Here is a 17,619-nt window from a genome sequence, read left to right as displayed (position 1 = left end):
CGGTTCCTCCCGGCGCGCCGCACACCACCCGAACGGGACGACAGGTGCGACGCGTTGACGGGAGGAGGAGGGGGCGGCCCTCAGAGCGCGTCGCCGAAAGCCTCGGCCAGCTCACGCCATGCGGCACGCGGCAGCCCGCCGCCGCCCTCCTCGGCGGTGAGCACCTGCAACGCGACGTGGTCGGCCCCGGCGTCGAGGTATTCCTGTGTCCGGCGCCTCACCTGCTCGGCGTCGCCCAGCGCGAAGAGGGCGTCCAGGAGGCGGACGCTGCCGCCGCCGTCGAAGTCGTCTTCCGTGAACCCCAGGCGCACCAGGTTGCCGGTGTAGTTGGGCAGTTGGAGATACATCCCCAGCATCGTCCGCGCGGTGGCGCGGGCCCGGTCGAGGTCGGTGTCCAGCACCACGGTCAGCTCCGGGGCGAGCAGCGCGTCGGGGCCGAGCGCCTCGCGGGCCTCCACGGTGTGCTCGGTGGTGACGAGATAGGGGTGTGCCCCCAGCGACCGGCCGGCCGCGAGTTTCAGCATCCTCGGCCCGAGCGCCGCCAGGATCCGGTGTCCGGATCCCACGGACGGTTCGGCGGCGTCGAGGGCGTCGAGGTAGGTCACCATCGCGCTGTACGGCTTCGCGTACTGCGGCACCATCGGCCCGTGGCTGACGCCCAGACCGAGGACGAAGCGACGGCGCGCGACCGGATCGATCGCCGCGATCGCGGCCGCCGCCTCCTCGGCCGTGTGGTTCCAGATGCTCAGGATGCCGGTGGCCACGGTGATCGAGCGGGTGGCGGCCACGACGGCGGCGGCGTCCTCGGGCGTCGGACTGCCCCCGATCCAGACGGTGCCGTACCCCAGCCCTTCGAGCTCGGCGAGCGCCTCCGCGATCGCCCCCTTGCCCGCGTCGTCCACCCGCGAAGGGTGCAGGGCGCTGCTCCAGATCCCCACGCGTCCGAATGCCCTGCTCGTACCGGAAATCTCAGTAGTCATGGTGAGATCAACAACGGCCCGGTCCAACTATTCCGGCCCGGAGAGGATTCACCCCAGGTCCTCAGCCCCCAAGTTCCCGGTTCCCAGTCCTCAGTCCTCCGGGACGTCCTTCATGAACACGACTCCGTCGATGCGGGCCAGATGTGCCGGGTCGAGCGGGGCGTAGCCGAAGTACGGGGAGGTGCGCCGTACGGGGCCCGTGGCGCCGAGGGCGGCGGCCAGCTCGGAGGCGTCCACCAGGCAGGGCTCGTCGGGGAGCGTGTACAGGTTTCCTTCGAGGGTGTCCGGCGGCGGGATGCCGACCCCCTGGTGCCGCATCGTGCCGAAGGCGGTGGCCAGGAAGCCGTACTCCTCGCCCAGACGGGCGTTCACGATGGCGCCCGCGCTCCACCACTCCAGCGGCCGGCCGGCCATGCGCATCGAGCTCATGTCCCGCTGGAGATGGCTGTTGTGGGCGTGTACCAGGACCGGCCCGCGTTCGGCGAGCGCGAGGAGGTTGTCGGCCATCATCTGATCCCGCAGGCCGGTCAGCCGTGCCAGGCGGCTCGGTGACGTGTCGGCCATCCAGTAGTGGTACCGCAGCAGACCCGCGGCGGCCCGTGCGTACAGGAGCGCACGGTCGAACGTGTCCCGCGAGTCCGCCGCGATCAGGTGCGGCGTCCACGCCCCGAGCAGCGCCCCCAGGTCATCGGCGAGCAGCCGCAGTTCCCCGGTCTCGGCCGAACGTCCGAAGGACGCGGACGGATCCAGCATCGCCGCGGGGTCGGTCCACCGGTCGTCGGCGCCGAGCAGGCGGTCGAGCGTCCCGGCGGTGCAGGGGAGCAGGCCCGGGTCCACGTGGTCCGTGAGGCAGCGGTGGAGCGAGGTGAGGGCTTCCCGGGGGCTCGCGGCGTACGCCATCTCCAGCGGGCCGTCGAAGCCGGCGAAGCGGACCTGGTCGGGGGCGGGCCGGCTGTCGTTGAACGCGCGCATCCAGCGCACCAGTTCACGGTTGGCGGCGGACGCCCCGAGACCGTGACCGAACCCCCGCTCCATCACCGCGTCGAGCGTGCCCGCGCCCGTCGTCACGTAGTCGTCCACCAGCAGGCCCGCCACACAGTCGCTCTCGATGGCGATGGCCCGGTAGCCCTCCCGCTCGACCAGCTGCCGAAAGAGGGCGTTGCGCAGGCGGAGAGGGGCGTCCACCCCGTGGGTGGGCTCGCCCAGGGTCAGGATCCGGGGCGGGGAGGCGAACAGTCCCATGACGGTGGCCGCCTCGACGGCGTGGGCGATGTCCTTGATGTCGTTGGCCATGGCTTCAACCGTATCGCTGAACCCTCGGTGGAGACTTTTCCGCGATATTGTGCGGCTCATGAGGCACAACCTTCAAAGAGGTGGTCGCTACCGCCCGGTGGACCTGGCCCGCCGGCACGGACTGTCGACGCAGGCCGTCAGGAACTACGAGGCGGCGGGGATCCTCCCGGCCGCCGGGCGTACGTCCCATGGCTATCGCACCTACACGCCGCTGCACGCGGGCGCCCTTGAGGCGTTCCTCGCGCTGGTCCCCGGTCATGGGCACGGGGCCGCGACGTCGATCATGCGAGCGGTGAACCGCGACGAGCCGGAGGAGGCGTTCCGCCTCATCGACGAGAGCCACGCCCAGCTCCTGGAGGACCGGCGGACGCTGCACGCCGTCGAGAGCGCCCTCCGCGACCTGGGACCCGGCACCGCACCCGCTCCCGATGACGACGCGTCGAACTCCGGCGGCATGTTCGTGGGACCGCTGGCGGGAAAGCTGGGCATCAGGCCCGCCACACTCCGGAAATGGGAGCGTGCCGGGCTCGTGACTCCGCGCCGCGACCCGCGGACCGGCTACCGGGTGTACGCCGGGACCGACGTACGGGACGCCGGCCTGGCCCACCAGCTCAGGCGGGGCGGCTACCGGCTGGACCAGATCGCACCGCTGATCGCCCAGGTCCGGGCGGCCGGCGGCCTGGAGCCGCTGGCGGCCGCCCTGCGCGACTGGAACGCCCGGCTGGCCGCCCGGGGGCGCGCGATGCTGGCCGGGGCCGCCGAACTGGACACCTACCTCCGCGATCGTGGCGAACCGGGGCGGCCGCCGGGCGCGCACCGCCCGCAAGAGACGTGAGGTGACCTGAGCGGGCCGCAGGCGACGTGAGCGGGCCTCCGGCGGGCGACCTGCGCGGGCTGTGCGCGGGTGGCGTGAGCGCGACGCTCAGGCGGGCAGCCGCCCCAGCAGAGCCGCGAAGTCCGTGCCCGCGGAGAGGGTGCCGAAGGCGAGCCCCCGGTCCCCGGCGATGCGGGACGCGCAGAACGCGTCGGCCACCGCCCCCGGTGCGTGACGTACCAGGAGGGAGCCCTGCAGCACGAGCGCGGCCCGTTCGATGACCCGGCGGGCCCGGAGCTGGGCGTCCTCCGGGCGCGCCAGCTCGGCCCGCAGCTCCCGCCAGGCAGCGTCGAGGCGCGCGTCCGCCCCGGCCGCCGCCTCGATCTCGGCGTGGAAGGCCCCCAGGGATTCGGGCTCACGCGTCAACGCCCGCAGCATGTCGAGGGCGTTGACATTGCCGGAGCCCTCCCAGATGCCGTTGAGCGGGGCCTCGCGGTACAGCCGCGGCATGCCGGACGCCTCGTCGTATCCGTTGCCGCCGAGGCACTCCAGGGCCTCGGCGACCGCGGCGGGCTGCCGCTTGCACACCCAGTACTTGCCGATGGCGGTGGCCAGGCGGAGGAAGGCGCGCTCCCCGCCGTCGCCCCGGTGTGCGCGGTCGGCGGCCCCCGCCAGGCGCAGGGCCAGGGTCGTGGCGGCCTCGGACTCCAGGGACAGGTCCGCCAGGACGTTGCGCATCAGGGGCTGGTCGATCAGCTTGGCGCCGAACACCGAGCGGTGGCGCGCGTGGTGGGCCGCCTGCGCGAGCGCGGCACGGGTGCCGGCGGCGGATCCGAGCACGCAGTCGAGGCGGGTCATCGTCACCATGTCGATGATGGTGCGCACGCCCTTGCCCTCGTCACCGACGAGCCAGGCGACGGTGTCGTCGAACTCGGGCTCGCCGGAGGCGTTGGAGCGGTTGCCGAGCTTGTCCTTGAGCCGCTGGATGCGGAAGGTGTTCCGGCTCCCGTCCGGCAGCACACGCGGCACCAGGAAGCACGACAGGCCGCCGGGCGACTGGGCGAGCACCAGGAAGAGGTCGTTCATCGGCGCACTGGTGAACCACTTGTGCCCCCGCAGCCGCCAGGTCCCGTCGGCCTGCTCGGCGGCGGTCGTGCTGTTGGCCCGCACATCGGTGCCGCCCTGCTTCTCCGTCATGCCCATGCCGGCGAGCAGGCCGCGCTTCGCGGCGGGGGTGCTCAGCCCGGACTCGTACACGCGGCTGGTCAGCAGCGGTTCGTACGTCGTGGCGAGGTCGGGGGAGCGGCGCAGCGCCGGGACGACGGCGTACGTCATGGAGACCGGGCACAGGTGCCCCTGCTCCAGCATCGTGGCCAGCATGAACCCGCCGGCGCGGGCGACATGAGCCCCGGGGCGCTCGTCGGCCCACGCGGCGCCCGCGAGACCCGCACGCACCGAGGCGTCCATCAGCATGTGGTAAGAGGGGTGGAACTCGACCTCGTCGATCCGGTTGCCGAAGCGGTCGTGGGTACGCAGCTCCGGCTCGTGGCGGTTGGCTTGGTCGGCCCAGTGCTGCGCCTCCTCGCTGCCGACGTAGCGGCCGAAGCGGTGCAGCTCGTCCAGGTGCCACTCGGCGCCCTCGCGGCGTATCCCTTCGAGCAGCACCGCGTCGTCGGCGGCGTCGTGACCGGTGAGCGGAGGCGCCTGGTTCGTCACCTCGTGCGTCACGGCGGTCGGGTTGCTGTGCGGTGAGGTGGATGTGGGCATCGAATCTCCTCCGGGAGGCGGGACGGCCGGGGTTGGGGCACGAGAGGTGAGGGGGCACGGGGGCGAGGGGTGTGCGGAGCGGGTCAGGGGGCCGCACCCGCGCAGCGCAGGGCCACGGCGGTCAGGCAGTCGACGAGCCGGTCCGTGTCGTGCGCGGCCGAGGTGCTCAGCGGGTACACGAGGACCTCGCCGATGGCGCCGGTGAGTGCCGCGGCGGTGATCTCCGCGTCCTGGCCGGGCAGCAGGTCCGCGGCGATCCCCTCGTCGATCACCGCGGCGAACAGCGCCCGGTAGCGCCGCCGGAAGGCGAGACGTTCCGCGCCGACCGCCGGTTCGGCGGGCGCCGCGAGCAGCGCGTACGCCAGGCCGTGGTTCTCCAGGGCCCGGCGGGCGAACACCTCCACACCCTGGCGCAGCCGCTCGGCCGGATCGCCGTCGCCCTCCAGCACCTCGCCCAGTACGTCCACCTCACGCTGCGCGGCGCGCCGGAAGACCTCCACGGCGAGCGCGGACTTGGACGAGAAGTGCTGGTAGACGGAGCCGGCGGCGATCCCGGCCGCGTCGGCGACGGCCGTCACCGACGCCTGCGCCCAGCCGACCTCCGCCACGACCTCGGTGGCGCGGACGACGAGATGTTCCCGGGCGGATGCGAGCCGACGGATCTCGGCCGGGGTCTTGCGGTAGGCCATGAAAGAAGTGAACCATTATTCAGAGCTTCCCGTCACGGCCCGTCCCGCCGTCCCCCGCTACAGCAGCGGAATCTCGAAGTGCACGGTGGCCACACCGGGCCCGTGCTCCCCGGTCGTGCGGGCGTCGAAGATCTCCTTCGCCATGCTGCGCCAGAACGCCTCGGCGCCTGGGACGTCGACGTTGGTGTGCAGGTAGACGCAGTCGTAGCCGGGTGTCTCGGCGGCGAAGGCGCAGGCCCGGTCCACGAGGGTGCGAGCCAGACCGTGCCGCCGGTGATCCGGGTGCACGTAGACCCGGACGAGCTGTGCGGTGGTGGCCGACGGGTAGCGCTCGGCGAGCCAACGGGGGTGTGGCGGATGGGCCGGCCCCGCCGACCGGATACCCGTCGTGGCGACGACCTCCCCGTGGTGCAGGGCGACCATCAGCACATGGCGCGGGTCGTCCAGATAGGTGCTTTTGATGTCGATGACGTCCTGGTGCCACGCGGGCACGTAGCCGTAGCCGAAGTCCCGGTAGAAGGTGTCGAGCATGAGCCGGCGGGCTCCTTCGGCGTCGGCCGAGGTCGCGGGGCGCACGGTGTAGGGGGCCGGGGGGCGGTGCATGGGCTCTCCTGTGAACGTCTGCGGTGGTGCGGGGGACGCGTCGGGTTCCGGGTCCGAAGCGGGGCGGGGCGGGGAAACCTCCACTCCGTCAGGTGACAATGAAAACGATTATCGATAGTGTCCTGCTCGGTCAAGTGACGACACGGTCGCCCTGACCGCGAGAAGCCTCAACCGCGCTGTGTGAAGGGGAGAACGTGGCTCATCTGCTGATGGTCGAGAGCTGGGTCGGATCCATGAGCAGACTGCTGCCACGGGCCGTGCGCGAGGCCGGTCACGAGTTCACCTTCCTGACCCGCGACCTGCACCATTACCTGCGTTCCGCCCCCGAGGGCGCCGCCCACCCGCTCCTCGCGGCCCGCCATGTGCTCACCGCGGAGACCAACGACACCGACGCACTGCTGTCCTTCGTCGAGCAGGCCCACGAGGCACTGCGGTTCGACGGAGTGATCACCTCCTGCGACTACTACCTCCCGACAGCCGCCCGGATCGCCGGACTGCTGGGACTCCCCGGCCCCACGCCCGAGTCGGTCGGCAACGCGTGCCGCAAGGACGCCACCCGCCGGGTCCTGGCCGGGGCCGGCGTCCCGGGACCGCGCTTCGCGGTGTGCGCGGACTGGGCCGAAGCCGCCGCCGCGGCCCGCGACATCGGCTTCCCGCTGGTGCTCAAGCCCGTGGATCTGTGCGCCGGGATGTTCGTCCGCCGTGTCGACGACGAGGCCGCGCTGGTGAGCGCCTACCGCGCGCTCGCCGCCTTTCCCGTCAACGCGCGCGGGCAGCGCCGGGCCCCCGTGGTGCTGCTCGAAGAACTCCTCGACGGTCCGGAAGTGAGCGTCGAAACCGTGTCGTTCGGCGGGGCCGTGCACGTCATCGGTGTCACCGACAAGAGCGTCGGTGGCGCACCCGCGTTCATCGAGACCGGACACATGTTCCCGGCAACCCTGGACGCCGGGGACACCGCAGCCGCGGAGGGGACCGCGCGCCGGGCACTTGAGGCGCTCGGCCTGGACGAGGTCGTCGCCCACACCGAGATCAAGCTGACGGCCGACGGTCCACGCCTGGTCGAGGTCAACCCCCGGCCGGCCGGCAACCGCATCACCGAACTCGTCCGGCACGTGACCGGCATCGACCTCGCCGCCGCCTGCGTGGACGTGGCCCTCGGCCGTGAGCCGGACCTGCGCCGCCGTGCCACCGGACTGTCCAGCGCGGCGATCGGCTTCCTGGTGCCGGACCAGGACGGAGTTCTGGAGAGCGTCGAGGGCGCGGACGTCGTCCGTGCCGCGGAGGGCCTGCTCGAACTCCAGCTCGCCGACCCCGGCAAGGCCGTCAGGGCCGCGGGCAGCAACAACGAGTATCTCGGCCACGTCATGGCCGGAGACGCGCGGGGCTCGGGCGCCCGCGCGAGCGCCGAAGCCCTCCTGGCGCAGCTGCGTCCCCGGGTGGCGACCCGATGACCGCCCTCACCGGTGCGGGCCCCCTGGCCACCTCGTACGACGACCTCGAAGGACGCGTCCTGGCCGGCGCCCTCGGCCCCGACCCACGCACCCAGCGCATCGCGGTGGCCTTCACCACCCGGCAGGCCGTACGGCACGAAGGGCGCGGCTCCGGCTACCGCAACGAAGTGCTCAGCCTGCGCCTCGCCGAAGCCGTGGGCTCCTGTGCCGTAGAGCCCGGAGAGCTGCCCGACGGCGCCGTCGAGGACTGCGTCGGCGCGGACATCGCAGGCCTGCTGGCACACGAGCTGACGCCGGTCCGCGTCGCCGCCCTCGACGCCTACCTCATGCACGTACTGCCGCACACCCCCGCTCACGGCGCACAGCCCCGCCGGCTGCCCGCCGGAACGTCCCTGGAGAAGTCCCGGGCGCGGGCCGAGGCCGTGGTCGAGCTGATCGACGCCGCGCCCGGAGCCACCGTGCTCGTGATCGGCGTGGTCAACTCGCTGCTGGAGGCACTGAGGTCGCGCGGACTCGCGTACATCCCCTGCGACCTCAAGGGCGGCACGACCGAATGGGGCGAGCCCGTACGGACCGACGCCCTGGCGGAGCTGGAGCACTGCGACGCGGTCCTCGCCTCCGGCATGGTCCTCGGCAACGGCAGCTTCGAGCCGCTGCGACAGCGGGCCCAGCACCACGGCACGCCCCTGGTGATGTTCGCGCAGACCGGCAGCGCGGTCCTGCCGCGGCTGATCGGCTCCGGCGTCAGCGCCGTCTGCGCGGAGCCGTACCCTTTCTTCTGGCTGGACGGCGGCCCGGGGACCATCCACCGCTACGGGAGCTCCCTGTGACCACGGCACTCCTCGCAACCGCAGAGACCACGGGCAACCGGGAACTCCTCGACCTGCTCGGCCGGACCCCGCTCGCCCATGTCACCGTCGACCTGCCGTGCCCGCAGCCCGGCTTCTGGGCCAAACTCGAAGGGCTCGGCGTCGGCGGCATGAAGGCACGGGCCGCCGTCTCCATGCTCCTGGGCGCCGAGAAACGCGGCGAACTGCTCCCGGGCGCACCCGTGGTGGAGTCCACCTCCGGGACGCTCGGCATCGGACTGGCCTTTGCCGGCCAGGCCCTCGGCCACCCCGTCGTGCTGGTCGGCGACATCGAGCTGGAGCCCTCGATGCGGCAACTGCTGCGTGCTCACGGGGTTCGCCTGGAGCTCGTCGACCGCCCGGCGGCCGAGGGCGGCTGGCAGGCCGCCCGGCTGGCCCGGCTGCGCGAACTGCTGACGCGGCTCCCGCAGGCGTACTGGCCGGACCAGTACAACAACCCCGACAACACGGCCGGTTACGCCTCCCTCGCGGCCGAACTGGTCGACCGGCTCGACCACCTCGACGTGCTGGTGTGCAGCGTCGGAACCGGCGGCCACAGTGCCGGGATCATCGGCCCGCTGCGCCGCCACTGGCCCCGCCTGCGGCTCATCGGCGTGGACGCCACCGGCTCGACGATCTTCGGCCAGCCCGCCCGGACCCGGCTGATGCGGGGCCTGGGCAGCAGCATCCATCCGCGCAACGTCGACTACGACGCCTTCGACGAGGTCCACTGGGTCGGACCCGCCGAGGCCGCCGACGCGTGCCGACGGCTGGCCCGCTCCTCCTTCGTCAGCGGCGGCTGGAGCACCGGGGCGGTGGCCCTCGTCGCCGCCTGGGCCGCCCGCGTCCACCCGGGCGCGGTCGTCGCCACGGTCTTCCCCGACGGACCGCACCGCTACCTCGGCAGCGTGTTCGACGACGACTTCGCCGCCACCCACGGCATCGACCCGGCCACCGCCGCCACCCGCCCCGTCGAGATACCGCACCCCAAGGCCGTGGAGGCCACCGGCTGGGCCCGGTGCGGCACGGTCACCGATCCGGTCGCCGCGACCCGGGAAGAGAACCAGTGAAGGCGGGCCGGCGCACCGTGCGCCTCGAACTCACCGAACCGCTGCGCATATCCCGCTCCACGATGGCGGCCCGCGAGGCGGTCTGGCTGACCATCGAGCACGAGGGCCTGCGCGGTCACGGGGAGGCCGTCACCAGCGTCTACTACGACCTGGACGCCGAGACCCTCGGGCGGCTGCTGCACGCGGAGTCCCGGTGGCTGGCCCGCTTCGCCGACCCCGAGACCGCCCTGGAATCCCTCCGGGCCGGCGCCGGGGGGACCACCGGGAGGACCGCCGCCCCGCCGGCCGTGACGGCAGCCGTCGAGGCAGCGCTGCTCGACCTGGTCGGCAAACGCGCGGGCGTCCCCGTCCACCGGCTCCTGAGCCCTCACGGAGCACCGCCCTTCGCCGCGACCGCCCGCACCATCGGCATCACCACACCGGAAGGGGCCGAGGACCGGGCGGTGCGCCTCGTACGGGACGGATTCTCGATCCTGAAGCTCAAGGCCGGCGCACCGGACCCGGCCGAGGACCTGGCCCGCGTACGGGCCGTCCGTGCCGCCGCCCCCCACGCCCGGCTGCTGCTGGACCCCAACGGCGCGTGGACCGTCCAGGAGTCCGAGCGACTGCTGCCGCTCTACGCCGAGCTGGGTGTCGAGGCCGTCGAACAGCCCCTGGCCCCCGGCGACCCCGAGGCGCTGGCGAAGCTCGCGGAGCGCTCGCCGCTGCCGGTCATCGCCGACGAGGACGCGGTCGGCTTCGAGGACGCCCGCCGCCTCGCCGGACGCGTCCAGGGCATCAACGTCAAACTCGCCAAATGCGGCGGCGTCGACGCCGCCCTCCGCATCGCCGAACTGATCGCGGGCACCGGAACCGAACTGATGCTCGGCTGCCTGACCGCCAGCACCCTCGGCATCGCCCCCGCCGTCCACCTCGCCGATCGCGCCCGCTGGGTCGACCTCGACGGTCATCTGCTGCTCGCCGCCGATCCGTGGACGGGCATCGGCGGCGGCGACGGCACGGTACGCGCCGGTCCCGGTCCTGGCCTGGGGGTGTGCCGGTCAGGTGCCGAGGAGGCCCCGGCGTGAAGACGTGGCACGAGATACGCGGCTTCCCCCTCGCGATACGGCTGCTCCTGGTCAACCAACTGGGCGTCAACACCGGCTTCTACCTGCTGATCCCCTACCTCGCCCTGCACATGAGCGACAACCTCGGAATGTCGGCGGCCGTCGTCGGCATCGTCCTCGGCGTGCGCAACCTCAGCCAGCAAGGGCTGTTCCTCATCGGCGGAACGGCATCGGACCGGCTCGGAGCACGCGGTGTCATCATCACCGGATGCGCCCTGCGCACCGTCGGCTTCGGGCTGTTCGCCCTCGGTGACGGACTGCCCGTACTCCTCGCCGCCTCCGTGCTCAGCGGCCTGGCCGGGGCGCTCTTCAACCCGGCCGTACGGGCCTATCTCACCCTGGAGGCGGGGGAGCGCAGGGCGGAGGCGTTCGCCCTGTTCAACGTCTTCGCCACCACCGGCGCCCTGATCGGACCGCTGCTCGGCAGTGCCCTGCTGCTGGTCGACTTCCGCGCCGCGGCGCTCACCGCGGCCGGGATCTTCGCCGTACTCACCGTCGCCCAGGCGCTGGCACTCCCGGCCCGCCAGGTCACGCCGACCGGGAACAGTGTCCTGGCCGACTGGCGCGAGGTGATCGGCAACCGGGGCTTCCTGGCCTTCGCCCTGGCCATGGTCGGCATGTTCACCCTGGAGAACCAGCTGTACCTGCTGCTGCCCGACGGGGCCCGGCGGGCGACCGGATGGGAAGGCGCGGCCGGACTCGTCTTCCTCGTCGGCACCCTCGCCCACCTCTGTCTTCAGCTGCCCATCACCCGGGCACTGAAGGGGCGGGGAAGCAGGGGGCGCTGGATCAGCGCCGGACTCGCGCTGATGGCCCTCTCGTTCGTACCGCCGATGGCCGTCTCGGGACACAGCACGCCCCCCGAAGGACTCGCGGAGACGGCCTGGCGCGCCCTGCCCGTCCTGGCCGGCGCCGCGCTGCTCCACCTGGGCGTGATGACGGCCCAGCCGTTCGTGATGGAACTGATCCCCGGCTTCGGCCGGGCCGAACTCACCGGCACCTACTTCGGCCTGTTCTACGTGGTCTCCGGCATCGCCGCCGCCGTCGGCAACACGATCGTCGGCTGGGCCATGGACGCGGGCGAGCGCACGGACTCGCCATGGCTGCCGTGGGCATGCTGCCTGGCCTTCGGCCTCACCTCCGCCGCCGCCGTCGCCCGGCTGCACCGCCGCCGGGTCCTGCCCGCCTGCCCCGCACCCGCACCCGCACCCACATCCGCACCCGCGGCAGCATGAGGAGCGCGCCACCCATGACCGCCACCACCAACCTCCTCACCGACAACCCCGCACTGTACGGGGCCCGCTTCCCCGACCCCGGACGCCTGGCCGGGCGCTGGAGCGAGGACTGCCTGCGCCGGTACGGGGCCCCGGGCCCCCGCGTCCTGGACATCGGCTGCGGCACCGGCCGCGACGCCGCCCACCTGCACCGCTCGGGCCGGACGGTCACCGGCGCCGATCTGTCCGACGCGATGCTGGAGTACGCCCGCGTCCAGCACCCCGGCCCCCACTACATGCGGGCCGACCTGCACGGATTCGACGCGGGGGAGTGTGCCTTCGACGCGGTGGTGTGCCTGGACAGCGCGTTGCTGTACTGCCACACGAACGACCAGCTCGACGGCTTCCTGGCCTCCTGCCGCCGGTCACTGGCGCCCGGTGGCCTGCTCGTCGCCGAGATGCGCAACGGCGCCTACTTCCTGGGCCGCACGGACCTCCTCGACACCCCGGCCGTCAACGGCTTCACCTGGCAGGGCACCGCCTACCGCTCCACCACCACCCTGTCCGTGGACCGAACCGCCCAGTTGCTGCGCCGCTCGCGGGTGTGGACGGCCGACGACGGTTCCCCGCCGGCCGAGCAGCGATCCGCCTGGCGCCTGCTCTTCCCCCAGGAGCTGCGCCACGTCCTCGCGGCCCACGGCTTCGAGGTGCTCGCCCTGCACGACGGGCCGGGCCCGCGCACCGAACCGCCCTGGCAGGAGGGCGACCTGCCCACCGGGACGGCCGACGGCGACCGGCTGCACCTGGTCGCCCGCCGCACCCCCTGAGCCGCCCCCCAAGCGTCCATCCGCTCGCACAGCAGCAAGGAACATCGCCATGAACGACGTCCCCGTGCTCGAAAGCTCCGTGAACGAAAGCCCCGTGAACGACCCACGCTTCCCCGGTCTGCGCCGCCGCGGCTTCCTCGCCGTCGCCGGAGGCGCCGCCGGCCTCGGCGCCCTCGTCCTGGCCGGGTGCGCCGGGTCCGAACCGGCCGCCGACCCGGCCAAGGGAGGCGGCAAGCCCCGGCGCGGCGGACGGCTGCGCGCCGCGTTCGCCGGCGGCGGCGCGAGCGAGACGCTCGACCCGCACCTCGCCAACCTCTTCGTCGACGTGGCCCGCGCCAAGGCCCTCTTCGACAAGCTCGCCGACTACGGCCCCGACCTGTCCGCCCAGCCGCGCCTGGCCGCCGCGTGGGAGTCGAACGCCGGCCTGGACCGCTGGAAGGTCACGCTGCGCGAAGCCCGCTTCCACGACGGCAGGCCGGTCACCGCCCAGGACGTCCTGTACAGCTACCGGCGTATCACCGACCCGAAGAAGGCGTTCCGCGCCAGGGCGTCCCTGGAACCCGTCGACCTCGAAGCCAGCCGCGCACCGGACGACCGGACCGTCGAGTTCGTCCTCAAGCGCCCGACCGCCGAATTCCCCAATGTGCTCGCCGCGTTCGGCGCGTACATCGTGCCGGAGGGCGAGCAGGACTTCGACCGGAGTCCCGTCGGCAGCGGCCCCTTCCGCTTCGTCTCCTTCGCCCCGGGCAAGTCGGCCGTGTACGAGCGCAACGAGGACCACTGGGACGGCGCCCCCTACCTGGACGAGCTGGAGTTCGTCGTCGCCAACGAGGAGTCCGCCCGCGTCAACGCCCTCCTCGGCGGCCAGATCGAGTACGCGCACGAACTCAACCCCGCCACCGGCCGCGCCCATGAGGGCAAGGGGCAGATCGAGATCATCCGGCTCCGCAACAGCGCCATGCAGGCGTTCGCGATGAAGACCGACCGTCCGCCCTTCGACGACAGGCGGGTGCGGGAGGCGTTCTTCCTGATCGCCGACCGCGGGGAACTGGTCGACGGCGCCCTGTCCGGCGCCGGGGAAATCGGCAACGACCTGTTCGGCAAGGGGTACGAGTACTACGCCGCGAGCCTGCCCCAGCGCGAACAGGACCTCGACCGGGCCAGGGCGCTGCTCAAGCAGGCCGGGGCCGAGGGCCTCGAAGTCACCCTCGACACCTCGCCCGTCGCGGCCGGATTCACCGAGGCCGCCACCATCTTCCGCGACCAGGCCGCCAGGGCGGGCGTCACCATCACCGTCAGGACCGGCAGCAAGGACAGCTACTGGAAGGACATCCTCGACTCCGGCACCATCTGCTCCTACCGCTCCGGCGCCATGCCCATCGAGGCCCACATCTCCCAGCGCCTGCTCACCGACTCCACCACCAACGCCACCAAGTGGCACCACAAGGACTTCGACGCCCTGTACCAACAGGCACAGTCCACCAAGGACAAGGCCGCCCGGACCGCCGTCCACGAACGCATGCAGCGCCGGCTGCACGCCGAAGGCGGCTTCCTGATCTGGGGCTTCGCCGACTGGATCCTCGGCACCGCCCCGGGCGTCCGGGGCGTCGACTCCACGGCGCCGGCCAACTCCCTCGACTGGGCGCGCTTCGACAAGGTATGGCTCGCGTGAGCGGACCACCGGCCTGGATCGCCAGGCGGCTGCTGCTCGGCGTGGCGCAGACGGCATCCGTCGTGCTGCTCGTCTTCGCCCTCACCGAGGCGCTGCCGGGCGACGCGGCCGTCGCCCTCGCCGGTGATCAGCCGGACCCGGAGCGCATCGCCGCCATCCGCGAGGCGATGGATCTCGACCGGCCCGCCCACGAACGCCTGGCCGCGTGGGCCGCCGGGCTGCCGCACGGTGATTTCGGCACCTCCCTGGCCTCCGGGCGGCCCGTCAGCACGTACATCACGGACGGCTTCGGACCGACGCTGCTGCTCGCCGCCCTGACGATCACGCTCCTCGTCCCGATCGGCGTCGGCCTCGGCGTGCTCGCCGCCCGCCACGAGGGCGGACCCGTCGACCGGCTCGTCAGCTCGGTGACGCTCGGTGTGTACGCGGTGCCCGAGTTCGCCTTCGGCGTGCTGCTGGTCACGGTCTTCGCCCTGCGCCTGGGCTGGCTCCCGCCGACCGCCGTCGGATACGGCACCGACCTCCTCGCCCATCCCGCCGCCCTGGTGCTCCCCGTGCTCGTCCTGCTCTCCCGCCCGGTGTGCTCCCTCGCCCGCCTCGTACGCGCCGGCATGATCGACGCGCTGGCCTCGCCGTACGTGGCACACGCCCGCCGCTACGGCGTCCCGGGCCTCCGCGTCCGGTACGGACACGCCCTTCCCAACGCCATGGCGCCCGCCACCCAGCAACTGGCCCGCACCATCGACTGGCTGCTGGGCGGTGTCATCGTCGTGGAAGCGCTGTACGTGATCCCCGGCCTAGGCACCGTCCTGATGAACGCCGTCGCGGAACGCGACGTTCCCGTGGTCCAGGGACTCGCCGTCGTCTTCGGCGTCGCCACGGTCGTGCTCAACCTCGGCGCCGACCTGGTCGCGCGCCGCCTCGCCCCCCGGTCGGAGGTGGCCGCGTGAAGTCCCGTTACGTACTCGGCGCCGTCGTGGTCGGCGTTCCGCTCGCTCTGGCGCTGCTGGGACCGCTGCTCGCGGGCGCCCCCGGGCCTCGCGCCGCCTCGTTCACCCTCGGCGGCGGACACTGGCTCGGCACCGACTTCGTCGGCCGGGACGTCTGGCGCCAGATCCTGCTCGGCGGGCGCTCGGTGGTGCTCGTGGCGCTGGCCGCGACCGCCCTGGCCTACCTCGTGGCGTTTCCCGTCGGGCTTCTCAGCGCCCTCACCCACCGCACCTGGCTCGAAGAACTGCTGATGCGCCCTCTCGACGTGCTGCTCGCCGTGCCGTCGCTGCTGATGATCCTGCTCGCCGCCGCCGTCTTCGCGCCGGGTGCTGTCGGCCTCACCCTGCTGGTGGCCCTCGTCAACATCCCCGACGCCGCCCGGATCGTACGGGCCGCGGCGTCGGAGGCCGCGTCACGCCCGGCGGTCGAAGCGCTGCGCATGCAGGGGGAGACCTGGTGGCGCACGGCGGTCGGCTACGTCGGCAGGTCCCTCACCCGTACGCTCGCCGCCGACGCGGGCGTACGGCTGACCGGCGTGCTGTATCTCGTCGCCACCGCGGCGTTCCTCGGCGTCGGTGTCGAGCCGGACGCGGCCGACTGGGCGGTGATGGTGGACCGCAACCGCACCGGACTGTTCGTCCAGCCCTGGGCCGTGGTCGTGCCCGCCCTGCTCATCATCGCCCTCACCATGGGGACCAACCTGCTCGTCGATGCCGGACTGAGGAAGAGGAAGCGGACGTGAACCCCGTGAACGCGGTCGCGGAGATCGAGAACCTGCGGGTGATCGTCGGCGACCGGGCGATCGTCGACGGAGTGAACCTCCGCGTGTTCCCCGGCCGGATCACCGCCCTGGTGGGCGCGTCCGGCAGCGGCAAGACGACCACAGGTCTCGCGCTGCTCGGGGAGTATCCGGCCGGCGCACGCGTGAGCGGTCACGTACGGGCGCCGGACGGACTGGTCGGCTATGTCCCGCAGCACCCGGGCGCCGTACTCAACCCCGCGCGCCGCATCGGCGCCCTGCTGCGGGACATCGCCCGCACGCAGGTACGCGGCCTGCCGCTACGGGATCGCCGGGCCGCCGTCCGCGAGCGGGTGCTGCGGTCCCTGGAGCTGGCCCAGCTCCCCGGCACGACGGCGATGCTGCGCCGCTTTCCCCACCAGCTGTCGGGCGGCCAGCAGCAACGCGTCGTCCTCGCACAGGCGTTGCTGCTCGGCGCCAAGGTGGTGGTGGCCGACGAGCCGACCACCGGACAGGACGCGCTGACGAAGCGGAGCATCGTCGGCCGGCTCGCCGCCGTCTCCAGGGAAGGTATCGCCGTCGTCCTGCTCAGCCATGACCTGGACGTCGTGCGCGCACTCGCCGACGAGGTGCTGGTCATGCGTGACGGCCACGTGGTGGAGTCCGCACCGGCCGAGCGCCTGTGGCGTGCGCCCCGGCACGCCTGGACGGCCGGACTCCTGGCGTCCGGCTCCCCAACCGCCCGTATCGAACCGGCCCTTGAGGCTGCCGAGGTCCTCCGGGTCGGCCCGCTGACGGCCCGCCACGGCCGGACAGCCGTGCTCCGCCTGCCCGAACTCTCCCTCCAGGCCGGCCAATGCCTCGCGGTCGTCGGCCGCTCGGGCAGCGGGAAGACCACCCTGGCCCGCTGTCTGGCCGGTCTGCACCGGCATCACGACGGCGTGATCCTCCTCGACGGCATCCCTCTGCCGCGCAGTCTGAGGGACCGTACGCGTCGGCAACTCGCCGCGGTCCAGTACGTCTTCCAGGACGCACGGGCGGCTTTCGACGAAAACCGCCCGATCCTGCATCAGGTGGCCCGGACGGCGGTGCGGCTGCAGGGGAAGACCGAGGCCGACGCCCTGGCCGAGGCGCTGGCCACGCTCGTCGGCCTCGGCCTCGCCGACGCCCTCGTACACCGTCGCCCGGACGGGCTGTCCGGCGGTGAACTCCAGCGCGCCGCACTGGCCCGCGCCCTGCTGGCCCGGCCGCGCGTGCTGATCTGCGACGAGATCACCTCCGGCCTCGACACGGTCACCCGGCGGGCCATCCTCGACACGCTCGCCGGGCTGGTGCGCGAGCGGGGCGACCTGGCCCTGGTACTGATCACCCACGACCTCACCACGGCCGCACTGGCCTCCCGCATCGCCGTGCTGGAGGCCGGCGACCTCGTCGAGGAGGCGTCGGCGCGGCAACTGCTCACCGCTGCCCGGCACCCGTTCAGCATCCGGCTGCTGGAGACCCCGACCAGGGATTGAACGCATGGGTGGGCGGCGCGCGGCAAGGCCGTCAGCCCT

At 73.0% G+C, this 17,619-nt stretch carries 16 protein-coding genes; 11 read left to right on the top strand and 5 right to left on the bottom strand.

The window, feature by feature from the left end:
- Positions 1-80 precede the first annotated feature (80 nt).
- Together ACGF2Y_RS25325 and ACGF2Y_RS25320 are read right to left on the bottom strand one after the other, a co-directional pair.
- Entirely contained in the window at positions 81-980 is a 900-nt protein-coding gene (locus ACGF2Y_RS25325; protein WP_392951638.1) for an LLM class F420-dependent oxidoreductase, read from the bottom strand.
- 90 nt (positions 981-1,070) lie between these two features.
- Positions 1,071-2,273 carry an erythromycin esterase family protein gene (locus tag ACGF2Y_RS25320; RefSeq protein ID WP_392951635.1) on the bottom strand — a complete coding sequence of 401 codons (1,203 nt, stop codon included), beginning with the start codon at positions 2,271-2,273 and terminating at the stop codon, positions 1,071-1,073.
- A gap of 58 nt (positions 2,274-2,331) precedes the next feature.
- On the opposite strand from ACGF2Y_RS25320, the gene ACGF2Y_RS25315 reads away from it, so the two are divergent.
- On the top strand, positions 2,332-3,108 hold the full coding sequence (locus ACGF2Y_RS25315; RefSeq protein WP_392951631.1) for a TioE family transcriptional regulator: 777 nt from the start codon (positions 2,332-2,334) through the stop codon (positions 3,106-3,108).
- Positions 3,109-3,195: 87 nt separating this feature from the next.
- On the opposite strand, the gene ACGF2Y_RS25310 is transcribed toward ACGF2Y_RS25315, so the two are convergent.
- The 3 genes from ACGF2Y_RS25310 to ACGF2Y_RS25300 form a co-directional block, all read right to left on the bottom strand.
- Positions 3,196-4,854 (bottom strand): acyl-CoA dehydrogenase family protein, encoded by a 1,659-nt coding sequence (locus ACGF2Y_RS25310; protein WP_392951628.1) that lies wholly within the window; start codon positions 4,852-4,854, stop codon positions 3,196-3,198.
- Positions 4,855-4,937: 83 nt separating this feature from the next.
- The gene (locus ACGF2Y_RS25305) at positions 4,938-5,543 is read right to left on the bottom strand and encodes a TetR/AcrR family transcriptional regulator (protein ID WP_392951625.1); all 606 of its coding nucleotides are present in this window, start codon (positions 5,541-5,543) and stop codon (positions 4,938-4,940) included.
- 57 nt (positions 5,544-5,600) lie between these two features.
- Positions 5,601-6,146, bottom strand: coding sequence for a GNAT family N-acetyltransferase (locus ACGF2Y_RS25300; RefSeq protein ID WP_392951622.1), 546 nt, complete (start codon positions 6,144-6,146; stop codon positions 5,601-5,603).
- Between the two features lie 194 nt (positions 6,147-6,340).
- On the opposite strand from ACGF2Y_RS25300, the gene ACGF2Y_RS25295 reads away from it, so the two are divergent.
- The 10 genes from ACGF2Y_RS25295 to ACGF2Y_RS25250 are packed head-to-tail and all read left to right on the top strand — an operon-like array spanning position 6,341 to position 17,580.
- Positions 6,341-7,597 (top strand): ATP-grasp domain-containing protein, encoded by a 1,257-nt coding sequence (locus tag ACGF2Y_RS25295; protein ID WP_392951619.1) that lies wholly within the window; start codon positions 6,341-6,343, stop codon positions 7,595-7,597.
- A complete protein-coding gene (locus ACGF2Y_RS25290; RefSeq protein ID WP_392951616.1) occupies positions 7,594-8,427 on the top strand; it encodes a hypothetical protein in 834 nt (277 codons plus the stop codon). The genes ACGF2Y_RS25295 and ACGF2Y_RS25290 overlap by 4 nt, the downstream gene beginning before the upstream one ends.
- A complete protein-coding gene (locus tag ACGF2Y_RS25285; RefSeq protein ID WP_392951614.1) occupies positions 8,424-9,515 on the top strand; it encodes a PLP-dependent cysteine synthase family protein in 1,092 nt (363 codons plus the stop codon). Before ACGF2Y_RS25290 ends, ACGF2Y_RS25285 begins: the two co-directional genes overlap by 4 nt.
- Positions 9,512-10,582 carry an enolase C-terminal domain-like protein gene (locus ACGF2Y_RS25280; protein ID WP_392951611.1) on the top strand — a complete coding sequence of 357 codons (1,071 nt, stop codon included), beginning with the start codon at positions 9,512-9,514 and terminating at the stop codon, positions 10,580-10,582. The genes ACGF2Y_RS25285 and ACGF2Y_RS25280 overlap by 4 nt, the downstream gene beginning before the upstream one ends.
- Positions 10,579-11,856: an MFS transporter gene (locus ACGF2Y_RS25275; protein ID WP_392951608.1), complete on the top strand. Its 1,278-nt coding sequence runs from the start codon at positions 10,579-10,581 to the stop codon at positions 11,854-11,856. The genes ACGF2Y_RS25280 and ACGF2Y_RS25275 overlap by 4 nt, the downstream gene beginning before the upstream one ends.
- Before the next feature lie 14 nt (positions 11,857-11,870).
- On the top strand, positions 11,871-12,662 hold the full coding sequence (locus ACGF2Y_RS25270) for a class I SAM-dependent methyltransferase (RefSeq protein ID WP_392951606.1): 792 nt from the start codon (positions 11,871-11,873) through the stop codon (positions 12,660-12,662).
- Between the two features lie 49 nt (positions 12,663-12,711).
- Positions 12,712-14,334, top strand: a complete 1,623-nt coding sequence (locus ACGF2Y_RS25265) for an ABC transporter substrate-binding protein (protein ID WP_392951603.1) — start codon at positions 12,712-12,714, stop codon at positions 14,332-14,334.
- Positions 14,331-15,284: an ABC transporter permease gene (locus ACGF2Y_RS25260; RefSeq protein ID WP_392951601.1), complete on the top strand. Its 954-nt coding sequence runs from the start codon at positions 14,331-14,333 to the stop codon at positions 15,282-15,284. Before ACGF2Y_RS25265 ends, ACGF2Y_RS25260 begins: the two co-directional genes overlap by 4 nt.
- Entirely contained in the window at positions 15,281-16,066 is a 786-nt protein-coding gene (locus ACGF2Y_RS25255; RefSeq protein ID WP_392951599.1) for an ABC transporter permease, read from the top strand. The genes ACGF2Y_RS25260 and ACGF2Y_RS25255 overlap by 4 nt, the downstream gene beginning before the upstream one ends.
- Positions 16,063-17,580 carry an ABC transporter ATP-binding protein gene (locus ACGF2Y_RS25250; RefSeq protein ID WP_392951596.1) on the top strand — a complete coding sequence of 506 codons (1,518 nt, stop codon included), beginning with the start codon at positions 16,063-16,065 and terminating at the stop codon, positions 17,578-17,580. The genes ACGF2Y_RS25255 and ACGF2Y_RS25250 overlap by 4 nt, the downstream gene beginning before the upstream one ends.
- The last annotated feature ends 39 nt before the right edge of the window (positions 17,581-17,619 follow it).

The organism is Streptomyces sp. NPDC048142, from assembly GCF_043202835.1.
Classification (GTDB): domain Bacteria; phylum Actinomycetota; class Actinomycetes; order Streptomycetales; family Streptomycetaceae; genus Streptomyces.
Note: the sequence above shows the minus strand (reverse complement) of the source record. Positions and strands in the feature narration are given on the sequence as shown.